18 protein-coding genes are annotated in these 14,414 nt (G+C 63.0%); 10 read left to right on the top strand and 8 right to left on the bottom strand.

Annotated elements, in window-relative coordinates:
• Positions 1-12 precede the first annotated feature (12 nt).
• A complete protein-coding gene (locus NR193_RS20865; RefSeq protein ID WP_256752652.1) occupies positions 13-276 on the top strand; it encodes a helix-turn-helix transcriptional regulator in 264 nt (87 codons plus the stop codon).
• A gap of 115 nt (positions 277-391) precedes the next feature.
• Here NR193_RS20865 and NR193_RS20870 read toward each other — a convergent pair whose 3' ends face one another.
• The 4 genes from NR193_RS20870 to NR193_RS20885 all read right to left on the bottom strand — a co-directional run bounded on the left by NR193_RS20870 (position 392) and on the right by NR193_RS20885 (position 2,826).
• Entirely contained in the window at positions 392-856 is a 465-nt protein-coding gene (locus tag NR193_RS20870) for an SRPBCC family protein (protein ID WP_256752653.1), read from the bottom strand.
• 11 nt (positions 857-867) lie between these two features.
• Positions 868-1,203 (bottom strand): helix-turn-helix transcriptional regulator, encoded by a 336-nt coding sequence (locus tag NR193_RS20875; RefSeq protein ID WP_256752654.1) that lies wholly within the window; start codon positions 1,201-1,203, stop codon positions 868-870.
• 5 nt (positions 1,204-1,208) lie between these two features.
• Positions 1,209-1,865, bottom strand: coding sequence for a glutathione S-transferase family protein (locus tag NR193_RS20880; protein WP_256752655.1), 657 nt, complete (start codon positions 1,863-1,865; stop codon positions 1,209-1,211).
• Between the two features lie 103 nt (positions 1,866-1,968).
• Entirely contained in the window at positions 1,969-2,826 is an 858-nt protein-coding gene (locus NR193_RS20885) for an alpha/beta fold hydrolase (protein ID WP_256752656.1), read from the bottom strand.
• 100 nt (positions 2,827-2,926) lie between these two features.
• Here NR193_RS20885 and NR193_RS20890 point away from each other — a divergent pair, with 100 nt between their 5' ends.
• The 3 genes from NR193_RS20890 to NR193_RS20900 all read left to right on the top strand — a co-directional run bounded on the left by NR193_RS20890 (position 2,927) and on the right by NR193_RS20900 (position 4,397).
• Positions 2,927-3,448: a helix-turn-helix domain-containing protein gene (locus NR193_RS20890; RefSeq protein ID WP_256752657.1), complete on the top strand. Its 522-nt coding sequence runs from the start codon at positions 2,927-2,929 to the stop codon at positions 3,446-3,448.
• A gap of 77 nt (positions 3,449-3,525) precedes the next feature.
• Positions 3,526-3,759: a hypothetical protein gene (locus NR193_RS20895; protein ID WP_256752658.1), complete on the top strand. Its 234-nt coding sequence runs from the start codon at positions 3,526-3,528 to the stop codon at positions 3,757-3,759.
• Positions 3,760-3,965: 206 nt separating this feature from the next.
• Positions 3,966-4,397, top strand: a complete 432-nt coding sequence (locus NR193_RS20900) for a heme-binding protein (protein ID WP_256752659.1) — start codon at positions 3,966-3,968, stop codon at positions 4,395-4,397.
• Positions 4,398-4,415: 18 nt separating this feature from the next.
• On the opposite strand, the gene NR193_RS20905 is transcribed toward NR193_RS20900, so the two are convergent.
• From NR193_RS20905 to NR193_RS20915, 3 genes are all read right to left on the bottom strand, one after another.
• On the bottom strand, positions 4,416-4,817 hold the full coding sequence (locus NR193_RS20905; protein ID WP_256752660.1) for a hypothetical protein: 402 nt from the start codon (positions 4,815-4,817) through the stop codon (positions 4,416-4,418).
• 331 nt (positions 4,818-5,148) lie between these two features.
• Positions 5,149-5,331: a 50S ribosomal protein L32 gene (gene rpmF / locus NR193_RS20910; RefSeq protein ID WP_008834724.1), complete on the bottom strand. Its 183-nt coding sequence runs from the start codon at positions 5,329-5,331 to the stop codon at positions 5,149-5,151.
• 140 nt (positions 5,332-5,471) lie between these two features.
• Positions 5,472-6,233 carry a transglycosylase domain-containing protein gene (locus NR193_RS20915; protein ID WP_256752661.1) on the bottom strand — a complete coding sequence of 254 codons (762 nt, stop codon included), beginning with the start codon at positions 6,231-6,233 and terminating at the stop codon, positions 5,472-5,474.
• A 78-nt stretch (positions 6,234-6,311) separates the two neighbouring features.
• Here NR193_RS20915 and NR193_RS20920 point away from each other — a divergent pair, with 78 nt between their 5' ends.
• Positions 6,312-7,229 carry a polyprenyl synthetase family protein gene (locus tag NR193_RS20920; protein ID WP_256752662.1) on the top strand — a complete coding sequence of 306 codons (918 nt, stop codon included), beginning with the start codon at positions 6,312-6,314 and terminating at the stop codon, positions 7,227-7,229.
• A 45-nt stretch (positions 7,230-7,274) separates the two neighbouring features.
• Here the strand turns inward: NR193_RS20920 and NR193_RS20925 are convergent, their stop codons facing one another.
• Positions 7,275-8,507 (bottom strand): hypothetical protein, encoded by a 1,233-nt coding sequence (locus NR193_RS20925; RefSeq protein ID WP_256752663.1) that lies wholly within the window; start codon positions 8,505-8,507, stop codon positions 7,275-7,277.
• A 554-nt stretch (positions 8,508-9,061) separates the two neighbouring features.
• Here NR193_RS20925 and NR193_RS20930 point away from each other — a divergent pair.
• From NR193_RS20930 to NR193_RS20950, 5 genes are all read left to right on the top strand, one after another.
• A complete protein-coding gene (locus tag NR193_RS20930; protein ID WP_256752664.1) occupies positions 9,062-9,628 on the top strand; it encodes an OsmC family protein in 567 nt (188 codons plus the stop codon).
• Positions 9,628-10,923 carry an NAD(P)-binding domain-containing protein gene (locus NR193_RS20935; RefSeq protein WP_256752665.1) on the top strand — a complete coding sequence of 432 codons (1,296 nt, stop codon included), beginning with the start codon at positions 9,628-9,630 and terminating at the stop codon, positions 10,921-10,923. Before NR193_RS20930 ends, NR193_RS20935 begins: the two co-directional genes overlap by 1 nt.
• A gap of 216 nt (positions 10,924-11,139) precedes the next feature.
• The gene (locus tag NR193_RS20940; RefSeq protein ID WP_256752666.1) at positions 11,140-12,405 is read left to right on the top strand and encodes an NAD(P)/FAD-dependent oxidoreductase; all 1,266 of its coding nucleotides are present in this window, start codon (positions 11,140-11,142) and stop codon (positions 12,403-12,405) included.
• Positions 12,406-12,535: 130 nt separating this feature from the next.
• On the top strand, positions 12,536-12,988 hold the full coding sequence (locus NR193_RS20945) for a MaoC family dehydratase (RefSeq protein ID WP_256752667.1): 453 nt from the start codon (positions 12,536-12,538) through the stop codon (positions 12,986-12,988).
• 10 nt (positions 12,989-12,998) lie between these two features.
• Positions 12,999-14,255, top strand: a complete 1,257-nt coding sequence (locus NR193_RS20950; protein ID WP_256752668.1) for a nitrate/nitrite transporter — start codon at positions 12,999-13,001, stop codon at positions 14,253-14,255.
• Positions 14,256-14,414: the final 159 nt, after the last annotated feature.

Consider the following 14,414-nt stretch of genomic DNA (forward strand, 5'->3'; position numbering starts at 1 on the left):
CACAAATGAGGCATGATCTTTTCCGACGCCTTCATGGCGATTGCCGACCCCCACCGGCGCCATCTTCTGGAAGAACTTCGGCGCGGGCCTAAAACCGTCAACGAATTGGCCGCCGGACTGCCGGTCTCGCGTCCAGCCGTGTCGCAGCATCTGAAAGTGCTGCTCGATGCCGGCCTGGTCAACGCCAGGCCGGAAGGAACAAGGCGCGTCTATGCGGTCAGCAACGCCGGCTTTCTCAAACTCAACATCTGGCTCGATCAGTTCTGGGAAGCCTGACTGAAGCGCGTGGCGCTGAAACGGGTTCAGCCGACGCGTTTCAAGTCTTTGTCTTCTTGTGCATGCCGCTGCCCCAAAACCGCCGCGTACTTTTTGGGCGACACGCAGCACACGATCAGGCTTCGGCACTCAGGAACGCGCCGAGCGCGTCGAGCAACTCACCCGTGCCATGTTCGCGCGTGGCCGAAACATCAGGGCCGTCGAGGAAGGCGCCCTGTTCCGTCATGACGAGCCGTGTGCCATTGCCCTCGGCAACAAGTTCGATCGTTGTCAGCGACACCGAGACACGGGTTTCGCCGAACAGCAGCTCGTAGCTGTAGACGATGCGCTGGTCCGGCACGATGTCCTGATAGACCGCGTTGAAATAATGCATCTGCCCGTCGCTCGGGCAGCCGGCATTGACCTCCTTGCCGCCGACGCGGAAGTCCATTTCATGCCGGCCGGGTGTCGGGTCGTGAGGATCGACGAACCAGCGCCGCTTTGCGGCCGGATTGCTGAGCGCGAAGAAGACCCTCGACGGCGCCGCCGGATAAAGGCGCTCGACGACGAAGGTGGAATGGACGACGGAACGATTGGTCATGATTGCCTCCTTCAGGTCTCATCCCTGGTTTCGGCGAGAAACTCGCCCAGCCGATCCAGCCGGCGCTCCCAGGCGAGCCGCCGCTCATTGATCCAGTGTTCCGCCGCTCTCAACGCCGTGGGTTCGATCTGGCAGGTGCGCACCCGGCCAAGCTTCTGCGTGCGGACAAGGCCGCTCGCCTCCAGCAGGTTCAGATGCTGGACGACGGCCGACAGCGACATCGCCAGCGGCTCGGCCAGCTGGCTGACCGAAGCGGGGCCTCGCGACAGCCGGTCGACCATCTGTCGCCGTGCCGGATCGGCGAGCGCCTGGAACATCAGGTCGAGCTGGGCAGGATCATGCAGCATCGCGATCAGCCATTGTTGTAGGGAAAGAACTTGAAGTAGGGCTGCGCTTCCTCGATCACCCGTGCGAAGGCGGGCCTCTGCACCAGGCGGTCATGATAGCGTTTCACGGCGGGGTATCTGTCGCCGAACGGCTCGACCTTGTTGGCGTAGAACAGCGCGGGAGACGCCGCGCAATCGGCCATGGTGAAGACCTCACCCATCGCCCAGCTCTTCGACTGCATGTCCTGTTCGATGATGGCGTAGGAATTGCGCAGCTGGGCGCGAGCCTGCTCGACGCCGAACGGATCGGTCTTGCCTTCCGGCCGCAACCGGTCGCCGACGATCTTCTGCATCGGCTCCTGGACATAGAAATCATGGAAGCGATCGGCCTGGCGGACTGCCAGCGCCAGGTCAGTGTCGGCGGGAACGAGTTCGACCGGTCCCGGATAGTGCGCGGCCAGATATTCGACGACGATGGTCGATTCCAGCACGGTGCGGTCGCGCGCATCGTCGCGCAGCGCCGGCATCTTGCCGCTCGGCGAAATCTTCAGGAAGGCCGAGCGCGACTCGGCATTGCCGAGATCGACGATGACCGGTGTAAACGGTATGTCGTTCTCGTAGAGCGCGATCAGCGGCTTCCAGCAGAAGGAGGCCAGCGGGTGGAAATGAAGCGTCAGGGACATTTTTTCTCGCCTGTTTCGAGGTTCGTCGGTGGCGGGTGCCTTGCCGATCTGCCAAGGCTAAACACTGAAGCAACTACTTAACTATTGCGATAAGCCTTGCTCGTCAAGACCCGCCCATGCCGCCTCGGCTGGCTCGGGTGTGGGCGACGATTGCCGCCGATATCACCGTCCAGTCGTCCGGATGCAGTTCGTGGCCGCCGCCTTCGATGCGGACAATTTTCGCCCCGGCGACGGCCTCGGCCAGCGCCTCGCCATGTTCGACCGGAAAGATAGGATCCGCCGTGCCGTGGATGACCAGCAGCGGCGCCGTCATCTCGTGCAGGCGGCCCTTCCATGCGTCGCCGCCCTTGAGCATGAAATGATTGGTCGCGCTCTCGAAGCCGCCGGAGCGGTCGTAGTCCTGCTCGACGAAGGCTCTCATCCGCGCCTCGTCGAACGGATGCGCGGTGCTGGCGATCGCCCGCGCGTCCTTGACGATGAAATCGACCACCTGGTCGCGGTTCGACCAGTCGACCTGCACGCCCTCGGCGGAGTGTTCGATATAGGCCGCGGTCGTGCCGGGCAAATGCGACGTGTCCACCCCCATTGGTGAACTGCTGATCACCGTCAGCGAGATGACGCGTGAGGGGTGTTTCAACGCCACCAGCTGGGCGATCATCCCACCCGCCGACATGCCGACCACATGCGCGCCCTGGAGACCGTGGTTGTCGAGAACACGCATCGCATCGTCCGCCATGTCGTCGAACGTGTAGGACGGCTTTCCCGGCGGATACTTGGTCGAACGACCGGTGTCGCGATTGTCATAGCGGATCACGAACAGGCCGGCGCCGGCGAGGTTCCGGCACAGCGCCTCCGGCCACCACAGCATCGAGGCCATCGCGCCCATGATCAGCAACAGCGGTGGATTTGCCGGATCGCCAAAGGCCTCGGAGATGATTTCAGGGCGTTCGATCATCGTCATGGCGCCGTCTCCTCTCCGGCAATACCGATTGCATTTTGCAATCAGTTGCACCATAATCAAACCGATACGATAATGCAACTGGTTTTGCGGAGAGAATTGAATGAGCCTCGATCACCGGTCCGGCTGCCCGATCAACCTGTCGCTGGAAGTGTTCGGCGATCGCTGGAGCCTGATCATCCTTCGCGACATGATCTTCGGCGGCAGGCGCCATTTTCGCGAACTGCTCAACGGATCGATGGAAGGCATTGCCTCCAACATCCTCGCCGACCGGCTGAAGCGGCTGATGGAACTCGGCATGCTGACCAAGGCCGACGATCCCAGCCACAAGCAGAAGGCGATCTACAGCCTGACCGAGATGGCGATCACACTGGTGCCGATCCTCGCCCATCTCGGCGCCTGGGGCCGCGTCTGGTTGCCGACAAGCGAGGAACTGTCGATCCGCGCCGAACTGCTGGAAAAGGGCGGGCCGCCGATGTGGGACAAGTTCATGGATGAGCTGCGCCATGAGCATCTCGGCATGCCGCTCGATACGCCGGCGGAGGCCACCGTGCGCGCGACCTTGCAGGCCGCCTACGAGGCCGTGGTCGCCAGCAAGGCTCTCGGGGCCAGCACGGCCGCTTGACCAACTTATTTTCCCGTTTGGAGCCCGGCTCTGCTAGAAGAAGCGGAAAATCACAATTCACGGGATTGGATAAGGTCTTGGTTGAGAACTCTCGGGATGCTGCCCGCGCGCGCGCCGACCTGCGCTTCAAGAAGCAGGAAGAGGCGGCGACCGTCCGCCAGAAGGCCATGGCCGAATATGTCGCCGAGAGCGACGCCCGCCAGGCCAAGACCAACAAGTTGCGGGCGCTGCGGCTCGCCAAGGAAGCGGAAGACCTTGCCAACCCGCCTGCCGCACCGGCCAAGAAGCCGGCGCGCGCCAAGAAGAAATAGCGCGACCGGCCGCTACCATCGACTGTCGGTCTGGACCATGCAAGCGGCAACGCCATGTCCGGATGGTGTCGGCAAGGGACACGATCCAGGCCATGCCGCCGTTTTCCATTCCACCTCATCACGCGAAGCAATTTCAACCGAAACCGGGATTTCGCCTTGCCGGTCGACGGTCAATGATCGACGCGCTTTTCAACCAGGAGACTGCCATGACCGCACTGCCGCTCGAAAAAGCCATCGAGATCATCGATGCCGCCTTCGCCAGGGGCGCCGATCTCAAGCTCAAGCCGCTCGGTGTCTCGGTGCTTGACGCCGGTGGCCATCTGGTCGCCTTCCAGCGCCAGGACGGCGCCTCGTTCCTGCGCCCGCAGATGTCGTCCGGCAAGGCCTATGGCGCACTGGCCATCGGCATGGGTTCGCGCCGGGTCGAGGCCTTCGCCAAGGAGCGTCCGCATCTTGTCGCCGGCATCTCCGACGTGTCGGGTGGACGCGTGCTGCCGGTCGTCGGCGGCGTGCTGATCCGCGACAAGGCCGGCACCATCATCGGTGCCGTCGGCATTTCCGGCGACACGTCGGACAATGACGAAGCAGCTGCCATCGCCGGCATCGAAGCCGCCGGCTTCACCGCCGATCCAGGCTGAGGCGCCGGAGCCTCGGCTCTAGTTGACGTTGATGTCCCTGCTCGCCGACCGCATCGATACCGCGAAGCCGGCCAGCACATCGAACAGCGCGATCACCATCAGCGTGAAGAAGACGGAATGCGCCGCGCCCTTCACCAGCAGGAACTCGACCAGGAAGGCGACGAAGACCAGCGTCGATAGAAGATGGTCCATGATCGAAGCGCTGGTCGTGCGCACCGACTTCACCATTTCGACGAACAGGAAGATCAGCCCGATCAGCACGATCAGGTCGCCCAGCGTCATCGAGAACACGCCGCCAGACATCATGCTGAACGAGAAGATTTCGCTCGCCCACGGATCGTCACCGCTGCCGAATATCCCCAGCAGGCCAAGATTGTAGAGCACGAAAGGCACGATAAGCAGCGGGACGGCACCGAACATCTGGCGTCTCCATGTGGGGCAATCCTTTGTAGAATGCGCCGCAGGCACGCCGTCAAGATTTTTCGGCTGGAGCGCCGAACACGGTCGAAGACCGCATGCAACAACCGTGTCAGCCGGCTGCCCTGCTGACACGGTTGCAGCTCGACACTTGAATGGACCAGTGCGGTCGCCCTTCACCGCCAAAGAAGGGGTGCGGGCTTCAATCGCAGGGGCTGGAAGGTGCCGGCGATCCCGCCCGAGCTGCGAGACGCAGGCCATCGGGACCGCCAAACGCAAAAAGACCGGCCACTGGCCGGTCTTCGCTAAGTCAAGACTTCAAAAAAAGCTGGTCTCAGCTTTCCTTGGGCGTCAGCACCTGGCGACCGCGATACATGCCGGTCTTCAGGTCAATGTGGTGCGGACGGCGCATTTCGCCGGAATTCTTGTCCTCGACATAGGTCGGGGCCTTGAGGGCGTCGGCCGAGCGGCGCATGCCGCGCTTGGACGGAGAGGTTTTGCGTTTCGGAACGGCCATGGATATGCTCCACTACATGGTCAAAAGCCCCGCCCGCCCTCGTGAAAGGGCCATGTCGGGGCCTAAATCTGAGAAAGTCGGGTGCCTATACACGCCCTGTGCCGTTTTGGCCAGCACTGCCTTGCATTTTTTTGAGCTGGCTACTGCAGACAGCCGACATAGGCGCCCGAGCGGCCGGCGCGCCGTTCGATCAAGTTGGCGAGCCGTCTCAGGCCCGGCCCGGGCTTGGCCGGATTGCGGGCGATCGGATTTGGCAAGGTGACGGCGAGCAGTGCCGCCTGCCGCCGCGACAGCTGTTTTGCCGAAATGCCGAAATGGTGCTGTGCCGCCGCCTCGATGCCATAGATGCCCGGCCCCCATTCGGCGATGTTGAGATAGATTTCCATGATGCGCCGTTTCGACATCACCGCGTCGAAATAGATGGCCAGCGGCAGTTCGACGATCTTGCGCACCGAGCCCAGCGGCCGCGACCAGAGGTAGAGGTTCTTCACCGTCTGCATGGTGATGGTCGAGGCGCCGCGCGTCGCCTCGCCGGCCAGCGCGTCGTCGACGACGCCCCTCAACTCACCGAGATCGACGCCACGATGAAAGCAGAACTGCCCGTCCTCCGACATGATGACTGAATGCGCCAGCACCGGCGCAACGTCATCGATCGAAACCCAGCGGCGGTCATAGCCGGAGAACGTCGCCAGGTCCTTCAGCATCAGCGTCGATACCGGATGCACGAACGATGGCAGATAGAGGAACGTCAGCACCGTCGGTATAAGCGCCAGCACCGCGGCCACGACGATGCCGCGCCGGACCCAGCGTTTGAGACCGCGACGGTTCACGCCTCTCGATCTCGTCGCCATGTCCAGCTTTTCGGTTTCATGATCGACGATCGGTTCCGCCAAGCCGCCCAACCCGTGCTTCTCCCTGCTCCGGCATAATGGCGCTTGGCTTCTTGCGCAACGTCTGAGTGTCGGCTACCGGTCCCGACCATGACGAATGACGACGAAATGGCGTTCGAAATGGCGCTTATTGCACGGGCAGCCGCCGTCGAGGCGCTGCTGCGGCGGCTGCTCGACGACCGCGCGCTTTCGGGCGAGATCACGCGGCCCGACCGTCTGATGGCGGCGATGCGCCACGGCGTGCTGAACGGCGGCAAGCGCCTGCGCCCTTTCCTGGTCATGGAAAGTGCGGCACTTTTTTCCGCCGATGGCGAGGCGGCGCTGCGCGTCGCGGCGGCACTTGAATGCGTGCATTGCTATTCGCTGATCCACGATGATCTGCCCGCCATGGACGACGATGATTTGCGCCGCGGCCAGCCGACCGTGCACAAGGCGTTCGACGAGGCAACCGCCATCCTGGCTGGCGACGCCTTGCTGACGCTGGCCTTCGACATCATCGCCGGCGAGGCGACCGTGTTGCCGGCAGAGCGGCGGGCCGCCCTTGTGCTGGCGCTGGCTCGCGCGGCCGGCGCCGGCGGCATGGTCGGTGGCCAGAAGCTCGATCTCGAAGCCGAGCAAGCGCCGCCGGACGAGGCCGGCATCATCCGGCTGCAGGCGATGAAGACCGGCGCTCTGATCCGCTTTGCCTGCGAGGCCGGCGCGCTCATCGCCGGCGCTGCCGCCGAGGATCGTGAGCGGCTGGCCGAGTTCGGCTCCGCGATCGGCCTCGCCTTCCAGCTCGCCGACGACCTGCTCGACTTGACCGCGGATGCCAGCCAGATGGGCAAGGCGACCGGCAAGGACGCCGCCGCCGGCAAGGCGACGCTGGTGGCGCTGCACGGTGCGGCCTGGGCGCGCGGCCAGCTTAACGGCCTTGTCGAACAGGCCCATGAATTGCTCGAGCCTTACGGCGACAGTGCCCTGCTTCTGAAGGAAGCGGCGAAATTCGTGGCTGCGCGTAACAACTGACCTGGAGAGACGCCGGACATTGCGTCACCTCGGCACCGATTCGCCTCAGGAGTGGGCGGCTGGAACAACCGCATCGGCTTTGACTTCCGGCGGCGCCTCGACCATTCCGGTAGTGGCGGGAGAAGACACGGCAAGTGGGATTGGCGCGGTGTTTGCCGGGCCATCCGCCCATATCGAACGACATTCGTCCGCGGTCAAAATGCCCCGCGTGTCGAGCATCTGCTGAATCCTGGCGATCATCTCGTCGGCATTGAAAGGCCGTCGCTTCAGCTCCCCTGACCGACTGGGCAACCCATACCGGTTCACCATCGACTTGATCTGTTCGTCATTCCCTTTGCCGGCGACATTGGTCAGATGCAGCGCGGACCCTTGCGTCCCGTTCCACGACACCTCGGACCAGTGTTTCCTGGTCTTGACGTAGTCGCTGCCTGCGCGCCGGCCCATCCAGAACAGCCACACATCGTCGGCCTGGGGGCAAAGCTGCATAAAGGCTTCGTCGTCCAGCACATCGGGAGAAAGCGAGCCCGGACCATAAAGAACGCCTCCGACGCCGGTTGGAAATAGCAGGGACCCCTTGCCCGCTGCTTCGTAGCCCCACTTGTCATAGGGCTCGATCTGGCCACTTTCGTCGAATTGGACCGAGTGGGCGCGATGGCAAACGATGGTGCCCTTGCCGGCAAGCTCGACGAGTTCTTCGAGCCACCTGGAAGAATAATAAACATCGTCATCCGCCGTAACGATATAGGAATTGGGAAAAGCCAGGAGCGCCGGTATGATTTTCTTGTACGAGCGGATGTTCTTGCAAAATCGGATTTCCAGTCCCTCATCCCTGAGATCGATGACGGACGCTGGCAGCAGCCTGTAATCCTCCGCGGTGACCCAGAGAATGGTCCTGTCGGCGGAGACGGTCTGCGAAAGCAGGCATCGAAGCGTAAGCGCCAGGCTGGCAAAACGGGGCGGGTACGAGGTCAGGGAAATGATCAATCCCTCCTGCAATCCGCTTGGCCGGCCCTTCCGCCTGAAAAGCCACCTTAGGGAAATCGACTGCTTGGCCATGTAGCCTTTGAGGTAAAGTGACGCATACCGGGCATATGCGTCGAGCCTCCAACCGATTCCATGCCGTATCGTGGCAATGAAGCGGGCCAGCGCACCGATCGGCGTTCTCCGAAACCATGAGGCGAAGTCCGGTGATTGTCGAAACAGGACATAGATCGCGCAAGGGATCGATACGGAAACGACGATGAGGACAATCTCGTTCGACATGGCAAAGTCGAGCAAGATGCCGGCCCTCCTGGCATCAAGCCAAATCTCTCGATCAGCCATATGTTATCCACTACCCCAAATCGCCACCGGCGAACTTGCCCATTGTGCGAGTCGCCGCGACCCCAATCGCCCCGTTAGTCACGACTAAAACAGAGATTGCTGCAGCGCACAATGTTGCACTGCAAAATTTTTCATTCCGCCTTTCGGCTTCGCACGGGAGGACGTGGCTCGCCGTTGTGCGAATGCGAAAACGGCTGGCTGATGTCGGTCCGCACGAACACGCGATAGCCATCGCGGTAGCACCACGCGCTGGCGGTCCACCATGCTTGCGAGCCTAGCTCCCTGACTGTCTGGGTGCGTCGCCTCGCACCGCGTCGCGAGGGTCTTCCGTCAGCGCGTCAAGGCGTCCGCCAGTTCCGTCCACAAGCCGCCGAAACCGAGAGGACACCCGCATATTCCTCGACCAGACCGGATGATTCCACGCCCTCTTCCACGCTGCGTACAACACGGACATGCGAAGTCGCCCCGTCTGCCGATCGATTCGGCCTCATAATCTATGGAGTACACCAATGACCAACCAGACAGAAATCGCCCAGAATGGCGTCAATGTGACAGCCCTGCTTGGCGCTCGCGAGGCGCTAAGAGAAACCCCAGAAGCCGCTCGCTTCAAATGGCGCGCGACCAGCGAATGGGTCAAGGGGACCCATAACCGAGCCACCGTGGATGGATTTTTTGGCTTGGGCGGAGAACACCAGCATCGCCAGAGCTACAAGTTCGACTCTGATCACCCGGAGGTCTTTGCATCCGAGGACAAGGGCGCCACGCCCGTGGAATTTGTACTTGTCGGCCTGGCAGGTTGCCTGACCGCGGGCATCGCAGCGGTGGCGCAAAACCGCAACATCCAGCTCCACTCAGTCAAGGCGACGCTCGAGGCCGGCATGGATCTTCAAGGTATCCTCGGCATTGATCCGGAAGTGCGCAACGGTTTCGACGGCATCAAAGTGCACTACGACATCAAGGCGGATGCCAGTGCGGAGGATATTGCCGCACTCGTGGCACAGTCGCAGAAGCGTTCGGCCGTTTTCGACGTCATCTCCAATCCGACCGACGTCACGGTCACCACGAGCAAGTCGTGATGGCACCCCGCGCATTGCGCGGGGTGTCCGGCATCGTTGACGTAGTCGTCATCGGTGCCGGTCACTCCGGCCTGGCGATGAGCCATTTGCTCGGCCAGCGCTCGCTCAAGCACGTGGTTCTTGAGCGTGGCGGCGTCGCGAACACTTGGCGCACGGAGCGCTGGGATTCAATGAGCCTGCTCACACCCAACTGGATGACGCGACTTCCCGGCTACGGCTACCAAGGAAACGACCCTGACGGCTACATGAGTGTCGGCGAGGTCGGCGATTTCATCTCCTCTTATGCCACGTATATTTCGGCTCCTGTTCTGACGCGCACAGCAGTGACCGGCGTCGTGCGGAGTCGCGACGGCTATCGGGTAGCGACCTCACGCGGAGACTGGCTGTGCCGCGCCGTCGTGCTCGCAACAGGTGCCTTCAACAAACCCACCGTGCCGCGCCTGGCCGCGGCTATGCCTGCCAGCGTCGAACAGCTCTCGGCTCACACCTACCGCAATCCGGAGCAACTCGCCCGGGCCGGGGTATTGGTCGTGGGCGGGTCAGCCACGGGCGTGCAACTTGCGGAGGAGATCCAGCGAAGCGGGCGGCCTGTTACGATCGCGGTGGGAGAGCACGTGCGTTTGCCGCGCGTCTATCGAGACCGCGATATCCAATGGTGGATGCTTGCGTCGGGAGTATTGGACCAGCGCATCGAGGAGGTAGACGAGCCTGACCGTGCCCGAAGGGTACCATCCCCGCAGCTTGTTGGCACGCCCCAGCACGCTACGCTCGACCTCAATGTCCTACAAGGACAGGGGGTTAAGGTGGTGGGTCGCCTTATGGGCATCCGCGACTCCAAGGCACAATTCTCCGGATCGCTGCGCAACGTTTGCGCGCTCGCTGATTTGAAGATGAACCGGCTGCTCGCATGGATCGACCAATGGGCAGAGCGGAGCACTCTGTCGGGCGTTGGTCCCGTCGAACGCTATGCACCTACTGCGGTCGGCGACGCGCCGCGGCTGGAGCTTCGACTTGGCAAGGATGTTCGCACAGTGATATGGGCCACCGGCTTTCGGCCAGATTTTTCTTGGCTGGACTTGCCTGTCTTCGATCGCAAGGGCGACCTGAAGCATGATCGCGGTGTCGTTGACGCTCCCGGAGTGTATGTGCTGGGGCTCCCGTATTTACGTCGCCGGAAATCAAGCTTCATCCACGGCGCTGAGGACGATGTGCGCGAGCTCAGCGCGCATATCGCCGACTACCTTGACAGGTCAACGAGCCAGACAATGTTCCATCTCCGCTCGGTGGCTGTCTAGGGCAGCGCCGAATGCCTCAATATTCTTTAGCGGAATGCGCTTCCAGAAGCAGGGCCTACCAACTGGTGGCGGTGGGCGAGAGGGACACCATCGGTCCGAACCATCAGAGCGATAGCGGTGTTCGTCGAAATCACCCTGCCGTGCCTCTTTCGTTTGGCTTCCGTCGGCGCGGACCCACGATAGCCGCCCAATTTCCCACTCCGAAAGGACACCAAGATGCGCTGCAACCCAGCCTATTCCCACTACGACGCCATCATCGTCGGCGCTCGCTGTGCTGGGGCCTCGACCGCCATGTTGCTTGCACGAGCCGGGCTGCGAATCCTTGCGCTCGACCGCAGGGCTTATGGATCGGATACGCTTTCGACGCACGCACTAATGCGTCCGGCGGTCCTCCAGCTGTCCCGTTGGGGCCTGCTGCAGAGGCTGCTGGACGCCGGCACGCCCCTGATAACCGCGACCGCGTTCCACTATGGCGATGAGGAAATCACCATACCTCTGCGCGCGAGCCCGCAGCTGCCCGGCCTGATAGCGCCGAGGCGCACGTTGCTGGATAGGACGCTGGTCGATGCAGCTCGCGAGGCCGGCGCAGAGGTGCTCCACGACACGACCGTTGCCGATCTTGTCAGCGGCGCTGACGGCAGGATGCGCGGCGTTCGGATCCGCACCTCTGATGGAATGCATTTTACGGTCACAACCGACATCGTCATCGGCGCGGACGGGATTGGCTCGCTGGTGGCGAAGCACTGTGGCGCCCAGACGCTCCGCCGCGGCCAAGTCTCGGCCGCCCATCTCTACGCCTACGTGCCGGCAGAGCCGGAGAGCAGCTATCATTGGTATTTTCGCGACGGCATGAGCGGCTCATTCATCCCGACCAATGATGGCCTCGCCTGCATCGTGGCTTCGGTGCCCACAGAACAGTTCGACGAACGCTTTCGCGGTAGCCACGAAGGCGCCCGCATGACTACCCTGCGCGCGCTTTCTCCTGGGCTGGCCGCGCGGGCCGAGAGGGCGCATGACAATAGTGCGAGCGACGGACGTACGCGTGTGTTCCGCGGCGTGCCGGGCTTCCTACGCCAGGCGTATGGTCAGGGCTGGGCGCTTGTCGGTGATGCCGGGTTCTTCCGCGACCCGATCACCTCGCACGGTATTTCCGATGCGCTGCGTGACAGCGAAAGTCTGGCACGGGCGATCCTGGATGGATCGGCTCAAGCTTTCGCGGCCTATGAACGCGAACGCGATCTTATCGCCGGGCCAATTCTCGACTCCACCGACGCCATCGCCTCGTTCGACTGGACGCTTCTCGACATCGAGAACAGGCACCGGCAGTTCAGCAGCGTGATGAAGGTTGAATTTGAGAGACTGGCCGCGTGGGAGATGCCCGTCCGCCGTATCCCGCCGGTCGGGTGGCAGCCGCCAGCCATCATGCCGTCGGGGCGAACTAGGTCCGGGCCGAACCATGATGGGATCGTATCGATCAGATGATTTCAACGACCACCGGCCGTTTCTGCCAAAGCCAGGTCGCCCCCGGCCGACGCGACCGCCTGCTGCCCGATTTCAAACCGCCGGCTTTGGCCGGCTCAACCACGCAAACCAACCGGAATGGGAGACGATCATGAGCACAGAGACGAAGGATGGCTGGACCGGCGTCGTCAAGGGGCGGCCGCAAGTCGGCGCTTTCGCCGAGCGTTCGCGGCGCACGCGCCTCGAGGACATCGAGGCCTTCACCGAAATCACCGGCGACCGCAACCCGCTGCACTACGACAAGGCGCTGGCCGAGGCGTCCGTGTTCGGCAAGCTGATCGTCCAGGGCGGCGTCACTTCCGGCATCCTCAATGCAGTGGTGGCCGAGGATCTACCCGGCCCCGGAACCGTGTTTCTCGAAGTCGCCTGGAAATTCGTCAAGGCGGTCGGCGTCGACGAAATGATCACGGGCCGCGTCGAGATCAAGGAGGTGCGGCCCGACAAGCCGATCTGCAAGATCGAGACCTCCGTGCGCAACGAGGCCGGCGATGTCTGCCTGGCCGGCACCGCGACGGTGTTCACCGTGCCGCTGGCTCGCGGCTAAGTCGTTGGTCATGGCGCTCCAGCTGAGTTCTGATATCGCGCCCGAGGCCGTCGTCGTCGAGGATACGCATCGCTGGAGCGTGCTCGGCCTACTCTGCCTCGCCGTGATGCTGTCGCTGACCACCTGGTTTTCAGCGACCGCGATTACGCCCGAGCTGAAGGCGGCGTGGCAGCTCTCGGGCACGATCGAGGCCTGGCTGACCAATGGCGTGCAGATCGGCTTCGTTGTCGGCGCGCTTGTCTCGAGCCTCGTCAACCTGCCTGACGTGGTCCGGCTGAACCGGCTGATGGCGGTCTCCGCCCTGCTTGCCGCCGCCGCCAACGCCTGCCTGCTGTTGCAGCCCGGGCCGATCGGCCTCGTCGCCGCCCGCATTCTCACCGGCGTAGCACTGGCCGGCGTTTATCCGCCGGCGCTAAAGCTGGTCTCGACCTGGTTCATAAGAGGCAGGGGAGCGGCGCTCGGCGCCGTTATAGGTGCGCTGACGCTGGGCTCTTCGCTGCCGCATCTGTTCCGGGCACTCGCCGGTACGCTCGACTGGCAACTGGTGGTCGCAACCGCGAGCGTGACGACCCTCATCGGGGCCGGGATCTTCTGGTTTTTTGCCAGCGAAGGACCGCATCCGTTCGGCAAGGCGGTCTTCGATCCTCGCCAGATCGGCGCGATCGTCCGCGACAGGCCGCTGGTGCTGGTCAACATCGGCTATCTCGGCCACATGTGGGAACTCTATGCCATGTGGGCGTGGCTGCTGGCCTATACCCGCGCGGCCCTCGAGACACAGCAACAGGCCTCCCCTTTCCTGGCGTCGCTGCTCACGTTCTGCGCCATCGCCGCCGGCGTCGGCGGCTGCCTGCTCGGCGGCGTGCTGTCCGACCGCTTCGGCCGCAGTCTGACCACGGCCGCGATGATGATCGTGTCCGGCCTCTGTGCACTGACGATCGGCTTTGTCTTCGACGGACCGCTCTGGCTGTTCGCACTGATCGCGGTCATCTGGGGCATTTCCGTCATCGGTGATTCCGCGCAGTTCTCGGCGGCGGTGACGGAACTTGGCGACCGGCGTTTTGTCGGCACGGCGCTGTCGGTCCAGCTGGGGCTTGGCTTTGCCTTGACCGTTCTGGCGATCTGGCTGCTGCCGCATGTCGCGACCCTTCTTGGCGGCTGGCGCTGGGCGTTCCTGATGCTAGTGCCCGGGCCGCTCGTCGGTGCCACCGCCATGCTCGCCTTGCGGCGCTTGCCCAGTGCAGCGAAGTTGGCTAGCGGCAAGCGGTGACCCCAATCCGCCCTGCCTCGATCAGACAAAGTTTACGGCCAGATTTACGGGCCGCGCGTTAGGGTCCGCTTTTGACGCCCAGGCAATTCAGAGCATCTTGCGTAAGCATCAGCTTCGGCTATCCACCATTGATATGCCGGTTCGCACGAACGAAATTTT

It is taken from the genome of Mesorhizobium sp. Mes31 (assembly GCF_024519675.1).
Taxonomy (GTDB): Bacteria; Pseudomonadota; Alphaproteobacteria; order Rhizobiales; family Rhizobiaceae; genus Mesorhizobium.

Bases quoted from the DNA above. Each gene is read 5' to 3' on its own strand.
- NR193_RS20865 (WP_256752652.1), top strand. From the start codon at position 13: ATGATCTTTTCCGACGCCTTCATGGCGATTGCCGACCCCCACCGGCGC.
- NR193_RS20950 (WP_256752668.1), top strand. From the start codon at position 12,999: ATGGCGCTCCAGCTGAGTTCTGATATCGCGCCCGAGGCCGTCGTCGTC.
- NR193_RS20880 (WP_256752655.1), bottom strand. From the start codon at position 1,865: ATGTCCCTGACGCTTCATTTCCACCCGCTGGCCTCCTTCTGCTGGAAG.
- NR193_RS20940 (WP_256752666.1), top strand. From the start codon at position 11,140: ATGCGCTGCAACCCAGCCTATTCCCACTACGACGCCATCATCGTCGGC.
- NR193_RS20945 (WP_256752667.1), top strand. From the start codon at position 12,536: ATGAGCACAGAGACGAAGGATGGCTGGACCGGCGTCGTCAAGGGGCGG.
- NR193_RS20900 (WP_256752659.1), top strand. From the start codon at position 3,966: ATGACCGCACTGCCGCTCGAAAAAGCCATCGAGATCATCGATGCCGCC.
- NR193_RS20905 (WP_256752660.1), bottom strand. From the start codon at position 4,817: ATGTTCGGTGCCGTCCCGCTGCTTATCGTGCCTTTCGTGCTCTACAAT.
- NR193_RS20920 (WP_256752662.1), top strand. From the start codon at position 6,312: ATGACGAATGACGACGAAATGGCGTTCGAAATGGCGCTTATTGCACGG.
- NR193_RS20870 (WP_256752653.1), bottom strand. From the start codon at position 856: ATGACCAATCGTTCCGTCGTCCATTCCACCTTCGTCGTCGAGCGCCTT.
- NR193_RS20935 (WP_256752665.1), top strand. From the start codon at position 9,628: ATGGCACCCCGCGCATTGCGCGGGGTGTCCGGCATCGTTGACGTAGTC.
- NR193_RS20885 (WP_256752656.1), bottom strand. From the start codon at position 2,826: ATGACGATGATCGAACGCCCTGAAATCATCTCCGAGGCCTTTGGCGAT.
- NR193_RS20890 (WP_256752657.1), top strand. From the start codon at position 2,927: ATGAGCCTCGATCACCGGTCCGGCTGCCCGATCAACCTGTCGCTGGAA.
- NR193_RS20930 (WP_256752664.1), top strand. From the start codon at position 9,062: ATGACCAACCAGACAGAAATCGCCCAGAATGGCGTCAATGTGACAGCC.
- rpmF (WP_008834724.1), bottom strand. From the start codon at position 5,331: ATGGCCGTTCCGAAACGCAAAACCTCTCCGTCCAAGCGCGGCATGCGC.
- NR193_RS20875 (WP_256752654.1), bottom strand. From the start codon at position 1,203: ATGCTGCATGATCCTGCCCAGCTCGACCTGATGTTCCAGGCGCTCGCC.